Annotated in this window: 22 protein-coding genes and 1 pseudogene; 18 read left to right on the top strand and 5 right to left on the bottom strand. The window is 31.9% G+C overall.

Translation table 11 applies throughout. The features are described 5' to 3' along the window. Positions 1 to 1,485: 1,485 nt before the first annotated feature. From IC610_RS19550 to IC610_RS19515, 8 genes and pseudogenes are all read left to right on the top strand, one after another. Positions 1,486 to 1,905: a transposase gene (locus tag IC610_RS19550; RefSeq protein ID WP_191738499.1), complete on the top strand. Its 420-nt coding sequence runs from the start codon at positions 1,486 to 1,488 to the stop codon at positions 1,903 to 1,905. A gap of 6 nt (positions 1,906 to 1,911) precedes the next feature. Continuing rightward, a complete protein-coding gene (locus tag IC610_RS19545; protein ID WP_191738497.1) occupies positions 1,912 to 2,235 on the top strand; it encodes a helix-turn-helix domain-containing protein in 324 nt (107 codons plus the stop codon). 322 nt (positions 2,236 to 2,557) lie between these two features. Beyond that, positions 2,558 to 2,830: a transposase gene (locus IC610_RS20255; RefSeq protein WP_449506095.1), complete on the top strand. Its 273-nt coding sequence runs from the start codon at positions 2,558 to 2,560 to the stop codon at positions 2,828 to 2,830. 325 nt (positions 2,831 to 3,155) lie between these two features. Then, on the top strand, positions 3,156 to 4,064 hold the full coding sequence (locus IC610_RS19535; protein ID WP_191738495.1) for an ABC transporter ATP-binding protein: 909 nt from the start codon (positions 3,156 to 3,158) through the stop codon (positions 4,062 to 4,064). After that, positions 4,061 to 5,626, top strand: coding sequence for an ABC transporter permease/substrate-binding protein (locus IC610_RS19530; RefSeq protein ID WP_191738493.1), 1,566 nt, complete (start codon positions 4,061 to 4,063; stop codon positions 5,624 to 5,626). The genes IC610_RS19535 and IC610_RS19530 overlap by 4 nt, the downstream gene beginning before the upstream one ends. 718 nt (positions 5,627 to 6,344) lie before the next feature. Further along, complete coding sequence (locus tag IC610_RS19525) at positions 6,345 to 7,322, top strand: Fic family protein (RefSeq protein WP_317173464.1); 978 nt, start codon at positions 6,345 to 6,347, stop codon at positions 7,320 to 7,322. Positions 7,323 to 7,698: 376 nt separating this feature from the next. Beyond that, a complete protein-coding gene (locus IC610_RS19520; protein ID WP_191738491.1) occupies positions 7,699 to 8,313 on the top strand; it encodes a class I SAM-dependent methyltransferase in 615 nt (204 codons plus the stop codon). Between the two features lie 325 nt (positions 8,314 to 8,638). After that, positions 8,639 to 9,046: pseudogene (locus tag IC610_RS19515) on the top strand (ISL3 family transposase); the annotation flags it as partial. Between the two features lie 196 nt (positions 9,047 to 9,242). Here IC610_RS19515 and IC610_RS19510 read toward each other — a convergent pair. Further along, positions 9,243 to 9,626 carry a PA2169 family four-helix-bundle protein gene (locus IC610_RS19510; RefSeq protein ID WP_262891695.1) on the bottom strand — a complete coding sequence of 128 codons (384 nt, stop codon included), beginning with the start codon at positions 9,624 to 9,626 and terminating at the stop codon, positions 9,243 to 9,245. Between the two features lie 143 nt (positions 9,627 to 9,769). Further along, on the bottom strand, positions 9,770 to 10,729 hold the full coding sequence (locus tag IC610_RS19505) for an SDR family oxidoreductase (RefSeq protein ID WP_194698945.1): 960 nt from the start codon (positions 10,727 to 10,729) through the stop codon (positions 9,770 to 9,772). A gap of 219 nt (positions 10,730 to 10,948) precedes the next feature. Between IC610_RS19505 and IC610_RS19500 the strand changes: the two genes are divergently transcribed. From IC610_RS19500 to IC610_RS19465, 9 genes are all read left to right on the top strand, one after another. Then, on the top strand, positions 10,949 to 12,727 hold the full coding sequence (locus IC610_RS19500; protein ID WP_191738487.1) for an FAD/NAD(P)-binding protein: 1,779 nt from the start codon (positions 10,949 to 10,951) through the stop codon (positions 12,725 to 12,727). 670 nt (positions 12,728 to 13,397) lie between these two features. After that, entirely contained in the window at positions 13,398 to 13,754 is a 357-nt protein-coding gene (locus tag IC610_RS20085; protein WP_317173466.1) for a DUF1016 N-terminal domain-containing protein, read from the top strand. After that, on the top strand, positions 13,755 to 14,216 hold the full coding sequence (locus IC610_RS20080) for a PDDEXK nuclease domain-containing protein (RefSeq protein ID WP_317173465.1): 462 nt from the start codon (positions 13,755 to 13,757) through the stop codon (positions 14,214 to 14,216). A gap of 364 nt (positions 14,217 to 14,580) precedes the next feature. After that, positions 14,581 to 15,222: a WG repeat-containing protein gene (locus IC610_RS19490; RefSeq protein ID WP_191738485.1), complete on the top strand. Its 642-nt coding sequence runs from the start codon at positions 14,581 to 14,583 to the stop codon at positions 15,220 to 15,222. Further along, entirely contained in the window at positions 15,191 to 15,565 is a 375-nt protein-coding gene (locus IC610_RS19485) for a hypothetical protein (RefSeq protein ID WP_191738483.1), read from the top strand. Before IC610_RS19490 ends, IC610_RS19485 begins: the two co-directional genes overlap by 32 nt. Positions 15,566 to 15,758: 193 nt before the next feature. Further along, complete coding sequence (locus IC610_RS19480; protein ID WP_191738481.1) at positions 15,759 to 16,031, top strand: hypothetical protein; 273 nt, start codon at positions 15,759 to 15,761, stop codon at positions 16,029 to 16,031. 158 nt (positions 16,032 to 16,189) lie between these two features. Continuing rightward, positions 16,190 to 17,971 (top strand): M43 family zinc metalloprotease, encoded by a 1,782-nt coding sequence (locus IC610_RS19475; RefSeq protein ID WP_191738479.1) that lies wholly within the window; start codon positions 16,190 to 16,192, stop codon positions 17,969 to 17,971. Positions 17,972 to 18,095: 124 nt separating this feature from the next. Continuing rightward, positions 18,096 to 18,389 carry a hypothetical protein gene (locus tag IC610_RS19470; RefSeq protein WP_191738477.1) on the top strand — a complete coding sequence of 98 codons (294 nt, stop codon included), beginning with the start codon at positions 18,096 to 18,098 and terminating at the stop codon, positions 18,387 to 18,389. Between the two features lie 84 nt (positions 18,390 to 18,473). Then, positions 18,474 to 19,430 carry a hypothetical protein gene (locus tag IC610_RS19465; RefSeq protein WP_191738475.1) on the top strand — a complete coding sequence of 319 codons (957 nt, stop codon included), beginning with the start codon at positions 18,474 to 18,476 and terminating at the stop codon, positions 19,428 to 19,430. 190 nt (positions 19,431 to 19,620) lie between these two features. Here IC610_RS19465 and IC610_RS19460 read toward each other — a convergent pair whose 3' ends face one another. The 3 genes from IC610_RS19460 to IC610_RS19450 are packed head-to-tail and all read right to left on the bottom strand — an operon-like array spanning position 19,621 to position 20,875. Then, positions 19,621 to 20,085, bottom strand: a complete 465-nt coding sequence (locus IC610_RS19460) for a hypothetical protein (protein ID WP_191738473.1) — start codon at positions 20,083 to 20,085, stop codon at positions 19,621 to 19,623. A gap of 23 nt (positions 20,086 to 20,108) precedes the next feature. Beyond that, positions 20,109 to 20,528 carry a hypothetical protein gene (locus IC610_RS19455; RefSeq protein WP_191738471.1) on the bottom strand — a complete coding sequence of 140 codons (420 nt, stop codon included), beginning with the start codon at positions 20,526 to 20,528 and terminating at the stop codon, positions 20,109 to 20,111. Next, a complete protein-coding gene (locus tag IC610_RS19450) occupies positions 20,525 to 20,875 on the bottom strand; it encodes a GRAM domain-containing protein (RefSeq protein ID WP_191738469.1) in 351 nt (116 codons plus the stop codon). The genes IC610_RS19455 and IC610_RS19450 overlap by 4 nt, the downstream gene beginning before the upstream one ends. 673 nt (positions 20,876 to 21,548) lie before the next feature. Between IC610_RS19450 and IC610_RS19445 the strand changes: the two genes are divergently transcribed. Beyond that, complete coding sequence (locus tag IC610_RS19445; protein ID WP_191738467.1) at positions 21,549 to 22,094, top strand: peptidoglycan-binding protein LysM; 546 nt, start codon at positions 21,549 to 21,551, stop codon at positions 22,092 to 22,094. The last annotated feature ends 504 nt before the right edge of the window (positions 22,095 to 22,598 follow it).

Genomic DNA, 22,598 nt, shown 5'->3' with positions numbered 1-22,598 from the left:
AATTTAAATAATTACTGATATATTGAGATTTAAATACATCAATATTTTTAGCACATAATCTCTACTTGCTGCTTGTACGGCCGAGACCTTTTCTACCCAAAGCCGATATTAAAAATCTATTGATTCTGTAAATTGCAGGTGCAGGAAATTGCTACCTTTTCTATTCTTTAACCCGATCTGCCTCTTGACAAATTAGCTGTGAACACGTGTCACAAGATAATTTTAATTTTGAGTTTGACAAGAGTCAAAATTTCAATAAACTGTATTTGTATGTTTTGAGGATTCTGATTTTTATTTGGAAATAACCTCTCAGCCAAGCATCAGGAAAACTGAAATCAAATCAATTTAAACATTAGGAAAATGTTGATAAAGCTTGAAACGTTTTGTGGAAGGTTCGGACAATTCGGCTTTACAGACACCCGAAAAGATTTCCCCCTTACAATTAAATATATTTTCTGTAGAAAACCTGCAGCAACAATTCAATATTCAACAGTTATAAAACTTTCAGACCATATTTTAAAACTTGGTAGTAATTACAAAACGTTCTTTCTTTACATAATTAAGTGTTTTTTTGTAACAACATTTCAATTCGCGCTAACTGTTTCCTATTAAAGAACAATAAATTCAATTGACATCTCTTGCTAACTGTTCGGGAGACCATAAGAATTTTTACTCGTCGACTCACAAAACCATTGCTGATTTCCATTTGACGAATAGCACATGCAGGAAATTCAAACCTTGGAGACACATATCCTTTTTTCGCGAAAGGATGGATTTTTCTTATAGTGAAACATCCACCTGAAACATCTATTTCAGTAAACCTGATTCGCAAGAACAAAATAACGAGACAAGGAATAATTACAAAAGATACCGTTTTGTGATAAAGAATGATTGTTGTGAACGTTGATAAAATGAGTATAAAGACAGACGCAATAATAAGTAAAAGAGTAATCCACGCAATTTTTTTTACAGATTTTTTATTCGAAATTTTCATTTAATAATTTGATACATAATCGCTTAAAAAAAGCAAAATTATTTATTTATATTTTATAAATATAAACAAATACTATTATCCAATATATAGCACATTAACATAAATTATAAAATTATTTAAAAAAGTCATTATAATTAAGCAAATATTTTGCATTTAAGAATTATATATCAGGAGAGAAAAATTACAGGAAAAATATTCGCTATAAAACAGGAAAAAGCGAAATTTCTCAGTAAGGTATATTAGAGTAATATTTGACTTAACTATGAATAGAAATTCTTCTTTTTAAAAAACTAACCCGTGTAAGGCGTTGCAGTATCAATAGAATTTAATTTTGAGATTCCTTAATCTACTGACAAAATTTTAATGACAAAAAAAACAGACAAAATATCATTAGTATGTGAAAGTAACTAATGGCTCGAAATTGGTATCTATACGACAGATTAAAAAAAAATATCTCTGATAATTTTGAGTCACTACCCATAATAACGACAATGATATCAAACTTTAAAACAATCCACATAGGTACTTTTATTAAAAAAAGAGTTGATGAACTTAATTTGGATTCTGAACGGCTCTCAAAAATATTAAATACGTCAGAAGATGAGGTTGAAAAAATTTATTCTTCCATTAATATCCACGCTGAGCTTATGCTGAAACTGAGTAAATATCTTAAATATGATTTTTTCAGAATCTACTCCCAGCATTTGCTTTTGTATTCTCCATCCAGCAAAAGTGATAAATCGTCAGCTTTACCACAGTTTAAAAAAAATATATATACCAAAGAAATCATTGACTATGTAGTTGAGCTGATTCAGACTGAACGTAAATCAATGCCTGAAATAGTTGAAGAATACAGAATTCCAAAATCAACTCTTTTTAGATGGATGACGAAATACAAAAAAGAAAACTAAGAAAAAATGATTCCTGATTATAAAAAAATATACTCTGATCTTATTGGAGAAAAATATCCGGAGAGGATGAACGAGTGCATTCATATTTTAAAAAAAAAGAATTTTGGTGTACTGGATGTCATTTCTATCCACAATATATTATCTGAAGCTTCCAAAAAGGATGTAGAAATTTTCAACCAGTATCACAGGGCATACGATGAAAAGACTGTGAAGATTTATTTACAGTATCAGGTTGATCATAAGCTTAGTAATAATCAACTGTCAAAACATTTTAAGATCACAAGGAACAGCATTGCAAGGTGGAAAAAGCAATTTCCGGAATATGACTAATTAAAGATCAATAAAAATTTTTAGATCGCACCTTTTAGCAAAATATTCTGAATCTCAAATTTCGCAGTCTAAAATTAAATATTAAAAAAACAAATTCTTTAGATCGTACTAAAAAAATAAGTAAACTATCAGTGTTTATCTTGATATTTTTTTTGTGGAAACTGCATGATGAACGTTCAGACAAAAACTATGAGATCATCACGGAGCTCAGTAATACATCTACAATTTAACGTTTAAAGAAAACATATTTATATAATCCAATGCTTAATCCTCTAATTATGCTGGTAACAGCGGAGTTTTACATTTAAAGAAATAAGATAAAATCGATTTAATTAGTGGTATTTCTGATGGATACAAAATAATTGGAATCTCTCATTTAAAAATTGAAGGTAATATTCTCAATTATTTTGAACGAAGAAGTACAAATGCTTCAGCAGGATCATTCAATGCAAAAATTAAAAACTTCAGATTACAGCTTCGGGGCGTTCGCGACAGAACATTCTTCCTCTTTAGATTGTCAAAACTTTTGCTTAGTCCCCAAATTTTGAGAATGATCCTTTGTACCCACGACCGGGATCGAACCTGTACTCCATAAAAAAAAACCTGTCTCAAGATGAAACAGGTTTTGCGATCCGGACGGGACTGTGAGCATTTCAATCGATCACCTATTAATAAGGTTTTCAGCTACTTGAATGATTTTTAATCCCTAATTCGTCCCTTAAAATTTATGTAATTTTATAACGTTTTGTAGATATCACAAATCTATAAAATTTTCAGATATTATGATGAGAAAATTTTAAAAAAATCTAAAATATTTCAAACTAAAAAGAAATAAACGAGTAGATTACTAGATTGAAAAAATATTTTATAATATTAATATGTATTTTTAGGGTAAAATCTTTCAGACTAAATAATATTCTATGATAAAAGTTGAATCAGTTTCTAAATATTTTGGCGGAAAGCCAGCAGTTGATCATATTTCCTTTCAAGCAAATGATAAGGAAATTCTGGTGCTTTTAGGAACCAGCGGGTGTGGAAAAACAACGACCCTGAAAATGATTAACCGCCTGATAGAAGCCGATTCCGGAAATATTTTGATTAACGGAAAAAATATCCGTGACCAAAAAGCAGAAGATCTGAGGATGGGAATTGGATTTGTGATGCAGAATTCTGGATTATTTCCTCACTATACCGTTAAAGAAAATATTGCAACCGTTCCAAATCTTTTGAAATGGGATAAAAAGAAAACCGAAAGCCGGACTCACGAACTTTTAGCTAAATTAAATCTTTCACCCGATATTCTTTCCCGCTTTCCTCATGAACTAAGTGGCGGCCAGCAGCAGCGGGTAGGAATTGCCAGAGCATTAATAGCAGATTCTCCGATTTTACTTATGGATGAACCTTTCGGAGCTCTGGATAATATTACGAAAGCCGATATTCACTCTGAATTTAAATCTTTGGAAGAACTGAAAAATAAAACAATAATTCTTGTCACCCACGATGTTCAGGAGGCTTTTGAACTCGGTCACAGGATCTGTCTGATGGATAAGGGTAAAATCGTTCAAACCGGAACGCCAAAAGAAATGCTTTATCACCCAAAAAATGATTTCGTAAAAGACTTTTTCGCGGCAAACCGACTGTTGCTGGAGTATAAAGTCACGGTTTTAAAAGATTTATTTCCTGCACTTTCAGATTGTAGTATGGATTTTTCTGAAGATTCAAATATCTGGAATATTTTGCAGAATTTAAGTTCCGACAGACAAAATAGTTCTGCCTACGAAAAAATCACGAAGGCATTCACCGATTACCGAAAACTGCAGATCGTATGAAGCAGCAAAGTCTTTGGCAGTTTGTTTCCGAACAGCACGAAAAATTACTCACCCAAATCACACAGCATTTGGGACTTACCTTTTTGTCGCTGCTTTTGGCAGTTATTGTCGGTTTGCCGCTGGGAATTCTCATCGCCCGAAAAAGAAAATTATCAGGTTCAGTTTTAGGCGTTGCAGGAATTCTGCAGACCATTCCGAGTATTGCGCTGTTGGGATTTATGATTCCGGCATTTGGAATTGGTGCCACTCCGGCCATTGTTGCACTGTTGATTTACGCACTTTTACCGATTATCAGAAATACTTACACTGGAATTACGGGTGTGAATCCGGCAGTCATTGAAGCAGCAAAAGCAATGGGAATGAACCGGAAACAACTGCTTTTAAAAGTAGAATTGCCTCTGGCTATGCCTGTCATCATTGCCGGAATCAGAACTGCAGCAGTTATCAACGTCGGCGTTGCAACTTTAGCGTCATTTGTTGCAGCAGGCGGTTTGGGTGAATTTATTTTTGGAGGAATTTCCTTAAACAATACCAACATGATTCTTGCCGGCGCAATTCCGGCAGCACTATTAGCTGTTTTGCTGGACAAAACAATTGCTGTTTTTCAAAAAATAAAATATCAGGATCTTCGAAAATTCTGGTATATTTTTCCTCTGATGTTGATGATTATTGGTGCCGTTTACTGGTTTAGTACTAAAACTGATACTGCGCTGAAAGCTGGTTTTACACCCGAGTTTATGGGAAGACAGGATGGTGATCTCGGTTTACGTTCTGTTTATGGTCTGAATGTAAGTCCAAAAGTTGTGAATGATGCGGTGATGTACAAAGCGGTTTATGAAGGTAAGCTCAATTTAATCAGCGGCTATTCAACTGATGGAAGAGTCAAGGCTTTTGATTTGGTTGTTTTGGAAGATGACAGGAAGATATTTCCTCCCTATTTTGCTGCGCCTGTTATTAAAAAAGAGACTTTAAGCAAATTCCCTGATCTTGAAAAAACACTGGATTTACTTGCCGGAAAATTTAATGATTCAGTCATGACAGATTTAAATTACCGCTCAGATCATCTCAACCAGACACCGGAAAAAATTGCAAGGGATTTTTTAGTTAAAAATAATTTGTTCAAAGATCCACAAAAGGGAAATAAGGGAACGGTAAGAATTGGCTCCAAGATTTTTGGCGAACAGTATATCCTTACAGAGATTTACAGAATGCTGATCGAAGGCTACACGAGCTACAAAGTGGAAACAAAAACAGGATTGGGCGGAACGAAAATCTGCTTTGATGCTCTGATGAATGACGCCATTGATTTTTATCCAGAATATACAGGAACCGGACTTTTGGTCTTACTGAAAACTGATGAAAAAACACTTTCTGCCGTTACCAAAAGTGCAGAAGATACATACGATTATGTCAATTCAGAATTTCAGAAACAGTACGGAATTCGATGGCTGAAGCCGCTTGGATTTAATAATTCCTATGCCTTGATGATGCGTAAAAAACAGGCAGATGAACTGAAAATAAAAAGCATTTCTGACCTTAAAAATTATCTTGATTCAAAATAAGGAATTTTAATTTTTCTGTTCAAAATACATTAAAAATACTCTATTTTCATAGAATATTAAATTTAGTTTGCCACAAAAATAACTGTAATGAGGTGACACCAAATTAATAGTTCCTTAATTTTCATTAATCTAAAAAGTCAGGAGGATAGGTTTTTTGGTTGTATTTGAAATTACTTATGGATTTTTACAATGACCCCTTTTTTTTGAGAGAACTAATCTTGCTAATAGGCAGGATCTTAACATGAACATAGGTGGTAATCGAGTGAAAAATGTTGAATAACTTAATGCCCAGGTTAAAGCAATGCAAGGGATCATCAGTAAATATAATAATCCTGTAGACTTAAATAAAGCTATAAAGTATAAATAGACATTTTTTATAAAAAGTAGATATTATAAATCTCAAAAAACGATAAGTTTATGTCAGTATTATTGACGAAGGATTTTACACTGTTTTTTCGAAGATAAAGATCCGCGTATTGTAGGTGAAACTTTTCTAACCATACAGTTACGATGAAAATTACAAAAAAAATTATTAAAATAATCTCTAATAGTTGATAGAAAATGCAGAAAAAATCAAAATTATTAGTCATATTAGTGCGAATATAAAAATAAAATAGCATTCTGTTGAACAGCTGTTTGTTGAATCACTAAACGCTCTTGAATAACAAAAACAGGAAAAATTAAGCCAGTAAAAAAAAATGCTTATTTTTATAAAATTATGACTTACATAGTTCCTCAGTTACCACTTTCTACAGATTTAGAAACCAAAAAGGTACTCAAAAAAGTAGCTTCAGCTCAAGCTGCATTGGCAGAACTGAAAGGAGTTGCTGCATCTTTACCTAACGTATCAATCTTACTCAACACATTAGCATTACAGGAAGCCAAAGACAGTTCTGCTGTGGAAAATATTATCACTACTCATGATGAACTCTTTAGAGCCGAGCTCAATGCCGAATATATAAAATCTGCTGCAACTAAAGAAGTTCAGAATTATGCCCTGGCCCTAAAAACCGGCTTTGATTTGGTTTCAAAAAATAGTATTCTTACCAACGGAGCTCTTTTGGAAATTCATAAAGTATTGGAACAGAATGACGCAGGTTATCGTAAAGTTCCTGGTACTGACCTGAAAAACGACAGAACTAAAGAGATCATTTATACACCACCCCAGCACGGAGATGAAATTGTCGAATTAATGAAAAACCTCATTAATTATATTAATGATGATGAACTTGAAGATATTCATCCCCTAATAAAAATGGCAGTTATACATCATCAATTTGAAAGCATTCATCCATTTTATGACGGAAATGGAAGAACTGGAAGAATTATTAATATTCTTTATCTTGTTATTAAGGAGCTTTTGGATTATCCTGTTTTATATTTAAGCCGTTATATTATTCAAAACAAAGATTCATACTATCGTTTACTGCAAAAAGTAAGAGATGATAATGCTTGGGAAGAATGGATATTATTTATATTAGACGGAATAGAGATTATATCAAGACAAAGTATTTCCTTAATTGGCAGTATTAAAACGGTGATGCAGAGCTATAAAAATCATATCCGAAATAACTATAAATTTTACAGCCAAGATCTTCTTAATAATTTATTCAGGCATCCTTACACAAAAATTGAATTTCTTCAGGAAGAACTTAATATAGAAAGACGTACTGCAGCTAAATACCTAAATGCATGAGCTGAAGATGAAACTAAAATTCTTGAGAAAATAAAAATTGGAAATACTAACTTTTACGTGAATGAAGGATTGATGAGCCTAATTGAAAATCATGATTATAATACAGGACAAAACTAAATTTTATCATTGTGCATGAAAATATATATTATGTACAAATGTTCGAACATTTGTACATAAAAATTGAAAATGTGTACATAGGTATAAGTCTTTGTACATAAATTCAGGTTTTATGTACAATACTTTTTCATTGTAAAACTTGATTACAAACTCATTAGTTATGTCTATAGTGTATAAAATATGTTTAAAGTATAGGAATAATGGAACAATAAATTAGATAGGTCTATCAATCTACTTGATAATCTCAAAAACGATATTTATGAATAAAAATAAATTACATTGGGAAAACGTTTTTTCCACCAAACAGCCAAATGAAGTTAGTTGGACACAAGATTATCCTAAAACGGTTATGGATTATTTAAAAACATTAGATTTAGCAAAAACAGCCAATATAATTGATGTAGGAGGTGGAGATAGTAATTTTGTGGATGCACTTTTGGAAAAAGGATATACTAATATTTCAGTTTTAGATATTTCGGAAGCAGCGTTAGAAAGATCAAAAAATAGGTTAGGTGAAAATGCTCAAAAAGTAAATTGGATAGTTTCAGATATTATTGAATTTCGGACAGAAAGACAATTTGACTTTTGGTATGATAGAGCTGTTTTTCATTTCTTAACTGACAAAGGAAGTATTTCCAAATACATTCAATTGTTAAATAAATCTCTCGTAAAAAATGGTAATTTTTTATTAGGGACTTTTTCACAGAATGGACCTCTAAAATGTAGTGGCTTAGATATAAGGCAATATTCTGAAACTTTAATGAAAGAGATATTCTCCGAAAATTTTGAAGCCTTAAAATGTTTTACAGAGAATCATACTACTCCATTTAATACTATACAAAATTTTCAATTTTGTGGTTTTATTAAAAAATAGATCAGTTCTATGTTTAAAAATTAAACTTGTCTGGTTTAATGCCTATAAACATTTTACAAAGCTTACATTTTAGAATAACAAATCTCAAAAAGCGATAAAAAAATATAAATCCCTGTATATATATTTACTGAATGTTTGGTATATTTTGTAAAGGATCTATAAAAACCGAGCTACTATTGAAACGAAAACAAAATGAAAATTTTAAATGATTCGAACAAATTATTCTACCTGAAATCCGCTAATGTAATAGGCGGACAAAATATTTTTCTCTTTTTCAGACAGGCAGATAAGTATACTTTAAGAAAACGGCGACACAAGAAAACAACTTTTAGCAAGAAGTCGATATTTGCTTTATAAATGCCGGGAAAAATGGACTTCAAACCAAAAACAGAGAGCCGAAATCTTATTTTCTCACTATCCAGATTTAGAAAAAGCTTATCATTTAGCAGATGGATTGAGGAAAATTTACAATCAAAAAATCCCAAAACCGGTAGCCATGCTCAAATTGGCGCATTGGTTCAAGGAGGTGGAAGAATCGGGCTTCAAATCGTTTTCTGTGCTCTCGAAAAAAATTGTGAATCATTACAACGATATTCTCAATTATTTTGAACGAAGAAGTACAAATGCATCAGCAGAATCATTCAATGCGAAAATAAAAAACTTCAGATTACAGCTTCGGGGCGTTCGCGACAAAACATTCTTCCTATTCAGATTATCAAAACTTTTTGCTTAATCCGCAAGTTTTGAGACTGATCCGTTATTTCCACATTTATTTGCTGAAATTGTTTAACTAAAAGAAACAATCCTAAAAAATTGATTTCTAGGATTGAAAATTTTAACATTATTGATCTAATCAATATTTCGAAATAAAAGATTAATGAATAATTTTTATTAAGATTTAATTTTTCATTTCGTTTAAGTTACTGAATTTATTGTATGATGACTTCATGATGCAGCTGATCGCTTACCACTCTTGAGCTTTCCGGACAAAGATCGCCGCTGTCTAACGCATCCTGATAAGCATTGATCGCAGCCTCTTCACCATACACTACATTTTCTAAGGTAGCTTCCGCCTTATCTCCTGAAAAAGAATTTTTTACGTCAATCCACGCTCTGTGAATGGCACCTGCTGTGCTTCCTGTGTTATTAGGCTGCCAGCCTCTTTCGGTAATGAGATTGTTCAGTTCAGATTTCATAGTTTGGGATTGACTTACCATTTGGTCGTAATCTCCTTTTAATGGAGTGTAGGTATCCCAAACTTTGTCTTCTACTTTAGAGAATTCTTGAATTCTGTCGTTGGTAATGTTTAGCAAATCGTTCAGTACTGATACTGTTTTTCGTTGTTAATAATAATATTTTTTGTGATGAGTCTTATTTATTACAACCACCATACCATTAGAGGTTCAAAGATGATGAATCGGGTAATGTGTGGTATATTTTATTTTTTATTTAAGTCTTAAGGTTGCCCGCTTCCACCAGCAGAACCATAGATCTGACCTGTAGCAAAACTTCCTGTATTATCGGCAAGCTGTACAAAAATTGAAGCAAGTTCAGCGGGCTGTCCCGGTCTTCCAAATGCTGTATCTTCACCGAAAACCTCAATGTTTTCCTGAGTCTGTCCGCCGCTAATCTCTAATGCCGTCCAAACCGGACCGGGTGCAACTCCATTTACACGAATGCCTTTCGGGCCTAACTGTTTAGCCAAAGATTTAACATAACTCGTAGTTGCCGCTTTTGTTTGTGCATAGTCATATAAATCCTCTGAAGGATCATAAGCCTGAACTGATGATAATCCTATAATACTTGAGCCGGGTTTTAGATGGGGTAAAGCTGCTTTGATAATCCAAAACGGTGCGTAAATATTGGTTTTCATGGTTCTGTCAAAAGCTTCTGTTGATATATCCAATATAGACTCGTTGGTTTTTTGATGTCCCGCATTATTGATTAAAATATCAAGTCCTCCTAACTTTTTAACTGCCTGTTCGACTAGCTCTTTACAAAAAGATTCATCTCTCAAATCTCCGGGAATTCCGAAACCTTTTTGTCCTGCTTTTTCAATCAATTCCAGAACCTGATCAGCATCCGACTGTTCTTCCGGAAGAAAATTGATCACAACATCCGCTCCTTCTCTGGCGTAAGCTATAGCCGCAGCTCTCCCAATTCCGGAATCTCCACCTGTAATCAAAGCCTTTCTGCCTTTCAATCTTACGGTTCCCACATAAGTTTCTTCCCCATGATCAGGCACAGGATTCATTTTGTGTGCTAAACCTGGAAATGGCTGAAACTGTCTTTCGAAGGGCGGTTTTGGATATTTTCCCCTAGGATCTTCTAAAGGTTTGATGTCTTCAGAATTAGAATTTTTATCGTTTTTCTGACCTGATAAAGTCCATACATTTTCTGAAGTTGATTGTTCCATAATATAAATTTTGATGTTTGTGGTGATAATCCGAATATGCGGATTTGCTAGAACCGTTACAATGACCATTCCATTGTAAAGGTTTGTGGTATTGTTTTTTTATTTTAAAATTTTTATAATGTTTTATACTACTTAAAATCATAAAACAATAATTATTTTTTCACTATGAGATTATTTTGACGGAACATTATTTGGATTGATATGATTAAGTTAATAATTATGAATACCCAATCAACCAAAAAAATAGCAATCATAGGGGGTGGTCCTGCTGCCCTTTTAACTTTAAAACATATTCTCAAGAAATCAATTTCCCCCGAAAGCGTTTATATTTTTGAAAAAAACGATAGGTTCGGTGTTGGGATGCCTTATGGAAAATTAGGTTCGACAAAAGAGCACGTCGCGAATGTTTCTGCCAATGAATTACCTGATTTGGCTTATTCCTTTAAAGAATATCTGAAGAAAAACCCTGTAAAGGATTTTCCTAATTTTAGTGATGCGGAACAGTTTAATCCTTATCAGGTAATCCCCAGATTGCTTTTGGGAAATTATTTAGAAGATCAGTTTAAAGAATATATTAAAATTGCAAAAAAATCGGGGATTAAAATCATCGCTAAAACAGATACAATTGTAACTGACATCACAAAACTTGATAAAGGAAAAGAGGGTTTTAAAATTACGACTGATCAGAAAGAGTTTTTTGCTGATACAGTTATCATTTGTACAGGTCATGTTTGGCAAAAAAGACACGAAGAAAAAACAGAAGGTTGGTTTGATTCTCCTTATCCACCTTCAAAATTCACAAAAGCTACTGATTTTCCCGTTGCCATCCGTGGAACATCACTTACAGCAGTTGATGCGGTAAAAACTATTTCTCGGCTAAACGGAGAGTTTATGGAAACTGACAATGGAACTCTAAAATTTAAACCTAATAAAAACTCAGAAAATTTTAGAATAAATTTATTTTCAACGGGTGGTTTCTTACCGGCTCTGCGTTTTCATTCTGAAGATGATGCCTACTCTTCAGATTGGACGATGACTTTAGATGAAATTTATGAATACAAAAATAAAAACGGAGGTTTCGTAGATTTAGATTATGTTTTTGAAATTAATTTTAAACTTCCCATTAAAAAGAAAGATGCGGAATTTTATAAATTCATAAAGGATTTAAGTATAGAAGAGTTTTCTGAAAAAATGCTTGCTTTACGAGAAAGTTACGACAGTTTTGAACTTTTTAAAGCTGAATTTAAAGAAGCAGAGAAATCAATTGACAAAAAAAAATCTATAACCTGGAAAGAGAAACTTGCAGCGTTTAGTTATGCTATGAATTATCCTGCAAAACATTTTTCTGCTGAAGATATGCTGCGTTTGAAATCAAGTTTAATGCCTTTAATATCTGTGATTATTGCTTCACTTCCACAATCATCTTATCAAGAACTTATGGCTTTACATAATGCAGGTCGTCTTGATTTGATTCAGGTTGATAAAGACAGCAGAGTGGAACCACATGCTGAGCTCGGTGGAGTTTACCATTACAGTTCTGAAACTGGTCATAAAAAGAATGAATACTACAAAATGTTTATTGATGCAATAGGACAACAGCAAATGAATATTACTGATCTTCCTTTTGTAGGCTTACAAAATCAAAATGTGACAAGTGAAGGATATTTAGCTTTTAAAGAAAATACTGAAGGGAAAAAATTGTTGGAAGACGGTATGGATAACGTAATTGAAGGACATAATAGTAATTACTATCTGAAAGTTTCGGGTCTGGGAATCAATGATTCCTTTCAATCTCTGAATGTTTACAATGAGGCTGTGCATCATCTTTTTATAATGGCGGTTCCATTTATTGGCGGTTTAAATCCCGATTACTCTGGTTTGGATTTCTGTGATACGGCAGGCGAAAAGATAGCCGAAGCTTTGAGCAGATATGATGTTCCGGTTATTAATATTAAGCTGAATAATTTTAGTGATGATTTACAGGAAAACATTGTTTAGCATTATTATCACAAATAGAATCGATGGTGGCAATAAAGTGATTATTGCAAAATTTAAGATGCAATTTCCAGGACAATACAGCTTTAATACTGTTGAAAATCCTCTTTGATTTAGAGTAAAATACATTCATTGAAATTTCTAATCCATTAGCCATAAAGAATGTACTTTACCATTCACTAAGAATATTTCTTTTAAAAAAGAGAAATTGAGTGGGTGTATTTGCATTCGCTACTTTTTTTTGGTGTGAAAGATAAAATTTAACATGTAATCAATACAAACGATTAAATTATTTATTTAATATTACTAAATAGTTATATATCTTTATTTTACTGATGAATTTTATTACATACAGAAAATAGTAATCCCAAAAAACAATTTGATAAAAGTATTTCTAAAGAGAATGGGAAATTGAGTGGGGGGGGCATTTACTTCCTATAGATTACGTTTCTAGCAATTATATAAGATGGATAATTTCTTTAAACAAAATCGTAAAAACGACACTAAAGTCAATTTATTAATCCATTAGTAAATTTTGTAATTTTGGTAAATGATAGAAAAATTGCCAGAATTTAATCAAGATCTTTATGGTTCTATTGCAAAAATTATTGTTGATGCAAAAGATCAGTTTTACAGAAACAGTAATACCATATTACTGAAAATGTATTGGTAAATTGGTCAACTTATTATTGAAGATGAACAAAATGGTAAACTTCGTGCGAAGTATGGAAAATCAGTCCTTAAGAATCTTGCCAATCATTTATCATTGGAATTTGGAAAGGGATTTAATGAAAGAAATCTTAATAATATGCGAGCTTTTTTCAACGCATTTCCAATTTGGAACGCAGTGCGTACCGAATTGAGCTGGACTCACTACCGAATTATTAGTAGAATCGACAATACTGAACATAGAATACAGTATATAGAACATTCTATTGAAGGAAACTGGAATACCAGGACACTTCAAAGAAACATTGACAGCCAGTATTTAGGTCGATTATTAAAATTTTCCGATGCAGAAAACAAATAAATTTCTAATTATATTAAAGATCCATATATCTTTGAGTTTTTAGGACTTCCTTCAGATCTATCACAAACTGAAACACAAATAGAATCAGCTTTGATTACACATCTTCAACAGTTTTTAATGGAGTTAGGGAAAGGATTTGCATTTGTTGCAAGGCAGCAGCATATCGTTACTGATACTTCAGATTTCTTTATAGGTCTTGTATTCTATAACTATTATCTAAAATGCTTTGTGTTGGTAGATCTAAAGACCCATAAGCTGACCCATGAAGCTATTGGGCAAACGGATATGTATGTAAGAATGTATAATAATCTTAAAAAAAGTGTAGATGACAATCCTACAATCGGAATTATTTTATGTACCGAAAAAGATGAAACGGTTGTAAAATATTCTGTAATGTCAGAGAATGAAAAGCTATTTGCAAGTAAATACAGAACATATCTTCCCGAAAAAGAGCTGAAATAGCTAATAGAAACAGATAGGGTAAAATTTGAATTAGATATTCCTACATCTTAATATTTCACTTATTCAAATTAATCAAATAAAGTATGAAGAAAAAGAAGCTTTATATTTTCACAATAATTGTCATAGTAATCTTATTTCTAGTTTTTAATTACGAAAAGGGATTAGAAGTAGGAACATGGGGAATGAATAGAAAGATTGATTGGGGCTGGAATTTTGAATTCTAAGGAAATTATATTCTATTATAAGTCTCAAAAAACGATAATATGTAAAATTCAATTTAACTAAAATACTTGATAATTTAAAGACTAAAATCTATTTGCAATTGTGTTAGAAGAGCTTTAAGATATATTTAATAAATTTAACGATGAAAAAAATTATTTTATTTCTAATTATATTTTGTTTTTATAAAACTTTATCCTCACAAAATAAAATTGAGTTTGATAAACTTCCTTTTGAAATAGAAGTTTTAAAAAATTTATCGTACAAAAAGGACTCGATTATGCCAAGATTTATTGTTGATAAATTTTATTATGTCAATATTAATACGAATGAAAAATTGTCTGACATTGGTTTTCAGGCTGCTTACCCTTTTGTTGGCAGAAAATTTACCATAATAAAAATAGATGATAATTTCGGTATTATTGATAACAATGGTCGTATAGTTGTAAAACCAACATACAAATTATTTCAATTATGGAACACACCAATGAGAGAAAATTTTATAGCATTATGTCGGGAAAATAACTGTTCTTCTTTTGTGGTTTTTGATTTAGATAAAGGTGATTATACAATTCCAAACAATGGCTGTGCGATTCCTGATTACGAAAGAGAAAGATTAATTATATTTAAAAGTGAAAATCAGAAATATGGTGTGAACCAATTGGATGAAAATTATCAAAATCCAAAACCTGTAATAAAACCTGTATTTGATTCTATTTATGATATTCGAAATAGTTTTATTATAGCAAAAAAAAATGAAAATAGGTGTTATCAACGGAAATGGTAAAATTATTATACCATTTACTTACAACAAAATTCTTCTTTCAAGCAAAAGACCAAATGTCATTGGTTTAAAAAATATTTCAAATTGGGAATACTATAATTTATCGGATAAGTTAACGTTGATTTTAAAAAGCAAATTTGAGTGTATGAATATTGGAGAGATTGCTAATAAAAACGGCTTTGGCATTTATAAAATTAATAATAAATACAATGTGTTGTTTAAAGATGGAAGTTCATTAAATAAGAATTATGATTGGATTTCAGACAATGGTACTATTGGTATAGATGACAATAAGGTATTTATATTTGGGAGCGACAAAACACCATTTTTATATTATGAAAAATAACATTATGCAAGAAAAAGTACAAAACATTATTTTGCACCTGATACGAAAAATTTAAAGATTGTTTATTTAAAAAGCTGTAAACAAAAAGCGCTTATAGAACATTTAGAAGTCTCATAAATTTATACAATACTTTTCGATCAGATAATAAACCTATTCAATTCGATCTGAATGTTAAAAACAGTAAATTTGTATTATGAGATTAAAATGCAATAGTAACAATTTAATTTATATCAGCCAGAAAGTAATTTTAGGTATTAAAAGACCTAATTCTCTTGAAGGAGCAAAAGTTTTAGGAAAGCCCGTTTTGATCAACGCATACAATATTGTTTTTTTAAGTCACAATAATGATGGGCAAGTGACTTTTTTCATGCAAAATGGTTTTGAAATATCGATTAACACATTTTACGCAGAAGCTGAGCAGATTCTAAATAGTGCTATGCAAAGCAAGGAAGACGAAATCAATTAAAATTTGAATTGTACTTAAGCTCACTATAATATCTAATAAATCTCAAAAAACGATTATTTGTCGGATGATAACCTTAACTCATTTATAAAATTTATTTCTTTGAAATAGTTTTTTTCATCAACTCCAATAAAAAATTTTATTTTTGAAAAAAAACTAATTTGAAAACTCTAACACTGTTACTAATCCTCATTAGCACTGCTACGTCGGCACAAAACAAATATGTTGGCAGTGAACCAATCTGTGCCACCGATATTCGGATGTTAGATCATTTTGCTACAAATCCACAAGCCAAGCAGATTCTTGATCAGTTTGATATTGATTTATCCAAACTTCCAAATGTCAGGAAAGGTGCACATGATAAAAATGCTGTCTACGAAATTCCTGTTGTCATTCATGTCATCAGCGATGGAAGTGCTTTAGGAACTCCTTACAACAGGTCAGACCAGCAGATATTAGACTGGATTAATTTTACAAACCAAGTCTTCGCCGGTACAGCAACCGGGATTTTAAATGACACCAATGGCGGAGCAGTTATTCCCGTAAAACTTGTTCCAGCTATAATTTCCCCGAACTGTACTCCAACAAACGGAATTAATCGGGTAGATTTATCATCAAATGCTCAATATGTGCAGTACGGAGTAAACAGTACCATCGGTTACAACGGCATTCCGGAAAATAATATTGTACAGCTTGCACGTTGGGATCCCACAAAATATTACAATATTTATATCGTAAAAATACTGGCGTCGGGAACTTTTATCGCTGCCGGATATGCGAGTTTTGCAGGAACGATTCCGTTTTTTGACGACTGTTTTGTAATGGGAAACGTGGTGAATACATTCAGTACAACAATGGCTCATGAAATCGGACATTCTTTAGGTTTATGGCATACACAGCAAGGTTCTTCTGGAAGCAGCTGTGCACCAAACAATAACTGTCTTCTGGATGGTGATATGGTTTGTGATACCGAACCCATGGTTGATTTGCTTTCGGGTTCGTGTGTAACAGGAACGGTGAATAATTGTACCGGAAATCTTTATAACGCGGTTGAACAGAATATTATGGCGTATTCCAGCTGTACCGATAATCGTTTTACACAGGGGCAAAAAACACGGGCAACTGCCCAATTGCTGGAGTTCAGAAGTAATCTGATTAATTCTCCGGTTGCACAGATTACTCCTATTAATAATTCGGTAGTACTCACGCCATCCTGTGTTCCAACAGGTCTTGAAGGGAGTAATGGCGATCATCATACAGGGATTGCTATGGTGAAGTTCGGCTCAATCAACAATTATTCCGAGACTTATAATACCAGAAATTCACAGTTTTATGTCAATTACACCAATGGATACTGTTTAGGAACTTCCATAACGCAGATTCCTCTCAACACACCGACTCAGCTTTCTGTGCAGGTTGGTTATAATTATCCTCATATCGTAAAAGCTTACATCGATTACAACAACAATGGGGTTTTCGAAGAAGCCTCTGAAGTGGTAATGAATCTTACCAATGTTACTCAAAATTCAGTAGTTACAATTAATGTAACACCTCCGCCAAATGCTGTTTTAAATGCTCCATTGAGAATGCGGATTATAGGAGACATGGATCTTTCATTTACGTACATAGGGTGTTCCAATCCGGTATTCGGGCAGGTGGAGGATTATGCGTTGACCATTGTTCCATCGTTATCTGTGAACGAATTAGATAAAAGCTTTTTCTCAATTTTCCGAAATGATTACAATGGAATCTCAGTAAAAAGTACTGGCAAAAAATTAAGTTCCGTTGAGTTATATGATTTGTCTGGAAAACTGATCAGATCTTTTAAAAATTTAAATACAAAAGAATTTAATTCCGAACCGCTGAATCTTGGCAATTCATTAAATGTGGTTCTGGTCAAATTTAATGACTTTACAACAATAAGTAAAAAAATAAAGTTTTAAACTAGAGGTCTGCTTAATAACATAAATGTTTCTGAGTTGAAACAATAATATTGCAGGATGAACTTCAAACTTGATAATATTAAGAAATATAAGTAATAATTAATCTCAAAAAATGATAAATTAGATGAAAAAAATAGGAATAATTCTATTGCCGGTTCTGTTGGTAAGCTGTGATCCCGGTTATTCCATAATTATTGCAAACAGATCCGTTAACACTATATATTTGGAAACAGACCCTCCGATAGAATCTCGTTTTTCTATGATAAAAGATTCTGCATACTACAGTACTATATCGAAAAAGGTTTTATCTTCAGATGTAAACAACAAATATCAATTAGAATCTGATCAGAAAATTAGATTATTTGGTAATGTAGGATATTACCATCGAAGAATATCAAAAAATAATCAAAAACCATGATAATACAAATGACTAAAAAAAAAATGTGTAACAGGTAATTCTTACCAATAATTGTATAGTTTAATTATTTTGAGAAGCCATTTTATGAAGAAAATCTACACTACATTTTTTATTTTGCTGAATTTTCTGTTGTGCGCTCAGAAAACACCTACTTCTTTTGACAGAATTTATTTAAATGTCGATGATCTTCAATTTGATCAGATTAAAGATGCTGAAATTGAAAATTTCCAGTTTGTCAATCCCACTTTAAATCTTGATTATGGGGTGTATATCTTTCAGGTTAAGCCTTTTGATTTTATGCCTAAAAAAATGGTAAAACAAATAAAAAAAATTTCAACATATGTTAAGTATGCACTCAGCGGGGATAAAAATCTATTTTCTTATGATCTATTTGATCCAGAAGGAAAAAAATACTTTACGAATGAGCGGGGATATATTAGTATCTACTACCATTATGATGAAAAAAAACGTTTGAAAGAAAAAATCAGAGTTGTAAAAACCGATACTGTTGACCACAGTAAATATCAGTTCAATGTAAGAAATCAGCTTTTAGCATTATCTGAAACAGCTGTTGAATATGATTATCAAAATATGCCAATTCGATTTAAAAATACTAAGTTTCCTAATTCGCCATACTTAACGGTTTTAAGGTATGATAAAAACAAAGTAAGGATTGAAGAACGTAATGTTGATGAAATTGTGGGATTCAGAGAATTTACTTATTCTGAAAATGATAATTTAATTAAGGAAAACTATAAAAACCGAACAGTTTTTAACAGTTACAACGATAAAAACCAAAAGATAAAGAGTGTTGAATTCAATAATAAAAATTTATATTCTATAGAGAATTTTGAATATAATGAAATGGGTGATCTCACAATGCATCGTTTTCGTTTTAGCGGAGATATAAAAAACGGAACAAAAGCTGAAAGTCGATCGCATTATAAATACGATCAGTGGGGCAATAAAATTTACGTACGTACCGAAGGAGAAATCAATGCGATTACTACCGAACATTTTTATGAAATAGAATATTATTAATACTTGCTTTAATGACATTATTTTCACTGCTCACAAAAGAAATACAATTAGTATCTCAAGAATAATCTCACAAAACGATTAAATTAGCATTGTACATTATTTTGAAAGTTTTATTCTAAATTATAGTATGTAAATTTTATATACATAGATAAATGGCTTCATGAGAAAGCCATTTATCTGGTTTAAAATGTTATTTAAATCCTCCACGGATAATTGATCTCGTTTTACCAGCTGACGCATAAATATGATAGAATATAGTAGTTATTATTAATTCATCTGAAATGTTTTCGTCCAAAACAGACACTTCTAATCCATCATCTTTTTTTACAGCAATAACCAAGTCTTTATCATTCTCATCGGTAAGTCTAGTACCAGGTTTAAACCATTTTCCTTTTACATCAAATCCTGTATCAACACCATTGAATACAATTTCAGCTCCTCCCCATATATAATCAAAATCTAATGTAAATAGACTTAGATTATTTCGTTTGAGTTCAATATTATTTTTAGAATCTTTCTCTGCTCTTAGCTTTTTATTGCCAAGAAGAAGTGAAGCCTCCAGATTATTTTCGTCATAAATTATTTCTCCAAATAAATTTTCTTCAGAATAAATTTTAAATTTAGATTCTTGAAGTTTTACTGATAATTTTTTCATGTTGTTATTTATAATTCTATTTACTATTTTGAGAAAAGAAATTTCACAAAAATAAATGTAATCAAGCATCCCAAAAAAGTCGTGAAGATATCATAAATATCAATTGGACTTCCCATCATCAGCTGAATAAATTCCCAAATAACCAACCCGAAAAATGAAATTGCAGAAGAAATCGTTAATTTATTATCTGTTGTGTTATCTGTTCTAAAAATAAGTTTGTAGTAAATAAAAAATCCCGCGGTAAATGTCGTTGCTGCAAAAAAATTTGGTAAGACTCCTTGCAGAAAATCTACAGTTGGTGAGAGTTCAAATTGTCTGTATCTAAACCATTTGAGTGCAAAAACACAAATAATTGAAACTAAGGCCCAACTCCAAACATATTTGTACTTTTTATCATGTCTGATTTGCAGCTTTATCTCATCTTTTATTTCCGCAAAACTCATGAATTAATCAAGGAATCTAGCTTTTCAAACCATTTATCTCTGGTGTCTGCATTCAGAATGAATTTAAACTCTTCTTCATCGTCCGTTGTTATACGTAATGCAGTGTCAAAAATATCAAATGTTTTGACCTTTTTTACTCCTTTAATAGTTTCTAGATCGATAGTTTCACCGCTTCTATCAAAGTTTATTTTATGTGGTTGAAAAATTAGACGATTATTAGTTAATGTTAATTTGCCTCCAACAGAAATTGCTTTACGAAGCAGATTTGCTGAATCCTGCATTAAAATAGATTCGTCATTCTCTAGTTTTGAATCGGTATCATTAAAAAAAATATCTAAAAATCTCATAATTTTAAAAGTTTGAGTAGGTGCAAATATATACAATTTGACAAAATCAAACATTATCTTGTGAATTATTATCAAACAGAAATCGATTGAAATATTTGATTAATACCTATTTTGCGGTTGATTACATTTTCGAATCTAATGATTCAATTTTCTTAAAAGTCGCTTTTATACACTTTTGATTTCCCCACTTCATCCGGTTCAGCAGGAATTTTAGTGAAATCTATGTTAAGTGGCACAGACAATTATTTTCCATGTCGATCTTTTCACAAAAAAGCCTTCACCAGTAATATAAAAGACAGCCAGATCGCCATCCTTTTGGTCGAGATCTATCCGAATAAACATGTAGTCGCCATTTATCGGTACCAATTCATAAATCAAACAAGGGTGTTAGTCAAAAATGTTATAGGCGTTGACAAGGTCTCACAAAACGATCGCTTATATTCTATAGTGTATGTCCATGCAAATTTATGTTGATTTGCGATATTGAATAATGTTTTTTATAAAGAGCCCTCAACTTTTAGAGGAGTTGAGGGCTTTTCTATAAAGTGATACGTGTAGTAATTTTACTACATGAACTTCCATTTTCTACTACAAAGAAACTATTACAGCTGCCGTAGATTTGTATTGTTCAAAAGAGGACAACTGAAAAAGAATAAAAATAAATAATACGATCATGACAAAACAAATCTTAAGGTCAGCTTTAACTTTCGGAGCTATTATATTAGGAATAAACACTCTTCAGGCACAAAACACAACCGCAACTACAACAGTAAACATTACCCTGAGCGATGTAATCTCTATCGATACCGGAAGTACTGCAATCGGTAACACTGTTGACTTTAACTATGTAACTGCAGCCGATTATAACTCTGATCAAACGATTAATAAAGCCAACTCTTTAAAAGTTACTTCAACGAAAAACTTTAACGTAAAAGTAAAAGCTGGAGGGGCTAATTTCATCAATGGAACCAACACAATCCCTGTAAATGTATTGACAATTAAAGCTGCTGCATCTGCGGGAACAATGGGAGGAACAAAAACCGCTGTGGTTTTATCTGAAACGGATCAAACTTTAGTTTCAAATGCTCCATTGGGAAGTGCATTAACATTGAATTTGGATTACCTGATTCCTGCATCGAAATCATCTTCTGCCGATATTTTAGGTAAACCAGCCGGAACTTATACGCAGACGGTAACTTATACTGCAACTGCTTTATAATAAAATTTTTTCATATTAATATTTTGTGATTTGGTGTTTCGAAGGCTTCCTATAGGAGGCCTTTGATTTTGCATGTATGGATACCGACATAGAGAAAATATAAAATCCCGTAATATGTATCTATCAACTGTAGATAGAATCTATGTTTTGGGACATTAAAATCTACTCAATACTGTATACCAAAAATTCAGGAATAAATTAAAAAATCTCTTCCTCATCTTTAAAATTTTCATTCATCCAATTAGTAAACATCTTGTAGACGTTAAAACGCTTTTTATAATCGTTACTCATAAAACAGAAAGTCTTATGTACTGAGTAATACGGCAAGCATATTTTTAGAATTAAATAATATACCATTATGTGGAATTAATGTACAGAAAACAGATGATCGCTCATTTATTTTATCATGTCGCATTAAACCTGGGCTAGGTCTAATTTTTTTTTCTCAGATACAAACGTCACTACCGTATTGAAATATTTTTCATGCAACTTAGTCCTTTTGCT

Origin of the sequence: Chryseobacterium caseinilyticum, assembly GCF_014837145.1 — a bacterium.
In the GTDB taxonomy this organism is placed as follows: domain Bacteria; phylum Bacteroidota; class Bacteroidia; order Flavobacteriales; family Weeksellaceae; genus Chryseobacterium; species Chryseobacterium caseinilyticum.
The sequence above is the reverse complement of the archived record's forward strand: the minus strand, read 5'-3'. Positions and strand labels throughout refer to the sequence as shown.

What these genes read in the sequence shown, in the direction of transcription:
- IC610_RS19550 (WP_191738499.1), top strand. Translation starts at nt 1,486, where the DNA reads ATGATATCAAACTTTAAAACAATCCACATAGGTACTTTTATTAAAAAA.
- IC610_RS19545 (WP_191738497.1), top strand. Translation starts at nt 1,912, where the DNA reads ATGATTCCTGATTATAAAAAAATATACTCTGATCTTATTGGAGAAAAA.
- IC610_RS19535 (WP_191738495.1), top strand. Translation starts at nt 3,156, where the DNA reads ATGATAAAAGTTGAATCAGTTTCTAAATATTTTGGCGGAAAGCCAGCA.
- IC610_RS19530 (WP_191738493.1), top strand. Translation starts at nt 4,061, where the DNA reads ATGAAGCAGCAAAGTCTTTGGCAGTTTGTTTCCGAACAGCACGAAAAA.
- IC610_RS19525 (WP_317173464.1), top strand. Translation starts at nt 6,345, where the DNA reads ATGACTTACATAGTTCCTCAGTTACCACTTTCTACAGATTTAGAAACC.
- IC610_RS19520 (WP_191738491.1), top strand. Translation starts at nt 7,699, where the DNA reads ATGAATAAAAATAAATTACATTGGGAAAACGTTTTTTCCACCAAACAG.
- IC610_RS19505 (WP_194698945.1), bottom strand. Translation starts at nt 10,729, where the DNA reads ATGGAACAATCAACTTCAGAAAATGTATGGACTTTATCAGGTCAGAAA.
- IC610_RS19500 (WP_191738487.1), top strand. Translation starts at nt 10,949, where the DNA reads ATGAATACCCAATCAACCAAAAAAATAGCAATCATAGGGGGTGGTCCT.
- IC610_RS19490 (WP_191738485.1), top strand. Translation starts at nt 14,581, where the DNA reads ATGAAAAAAATTATTTTATTTCTAATTATATTTTGTTTTTATAAAACT.
- IC610_RS19485 (WP_191738483.1), top strand. Translation starts at nt 15,191, where the DNA reads ATGAAAATAGGTGTTATCAACGGAAATGGTAAAATTATTATACCATTT.
- IC610_RS19480 (WP_191738481.1), top strand. Translation starts at nt 15,759, where the DNA reads ATGAGATTAAAATGCAATAGTAACAATTTAATTTATATCAGCCAGAAA.
- IC610_RS19470 (WP_191738477.1), top strand. Translation starts at nt 18,096, where the DNA reads ATGAAAAAAATAGGAATAATTCTATTGCCGGTTCTGTTGGTAAGCTGT.
- IC610_RS19465 (WP_191738475.1), top strand. Translation starts at nt 18,474, where the DNA reads ATGAAGAAAATCTACACTACATTTTTTATTTTGCTGAATTTTCTGTTG.
- IC610_RS19460 (WP_191738473.1), bottom strand. Translation starts at nt 20,085, where the DNA reads ATGAAAAAATTATCAGTAAAACTTCAAGAATCTAAATTTAAAATTTAT.
- IC610_RS19455 (WP_191738471.1), bottom strand. Translation starts at nt 20,528, where the DNA reads ATGAGTTTTGCGGAAATAAAAGATGAGATAAAGCTGCAAATCAGACAT.
- IC610_RS19450 (WP_191738469.1), bottom strand. Translation starts at nt 20,875, where the DNA reads ATGAGATTTTTAGATATTTTTTTTAATGATACCGATTCAAAACTAGAG.
- IC610_RS19445 (WP_191738467.1), top strand. Translation starts at nt 21,549, where the DNA reads ATGACAAAACAAATCTTAAGGTCAGCTTTAACTTTCGGAGCTATTATA.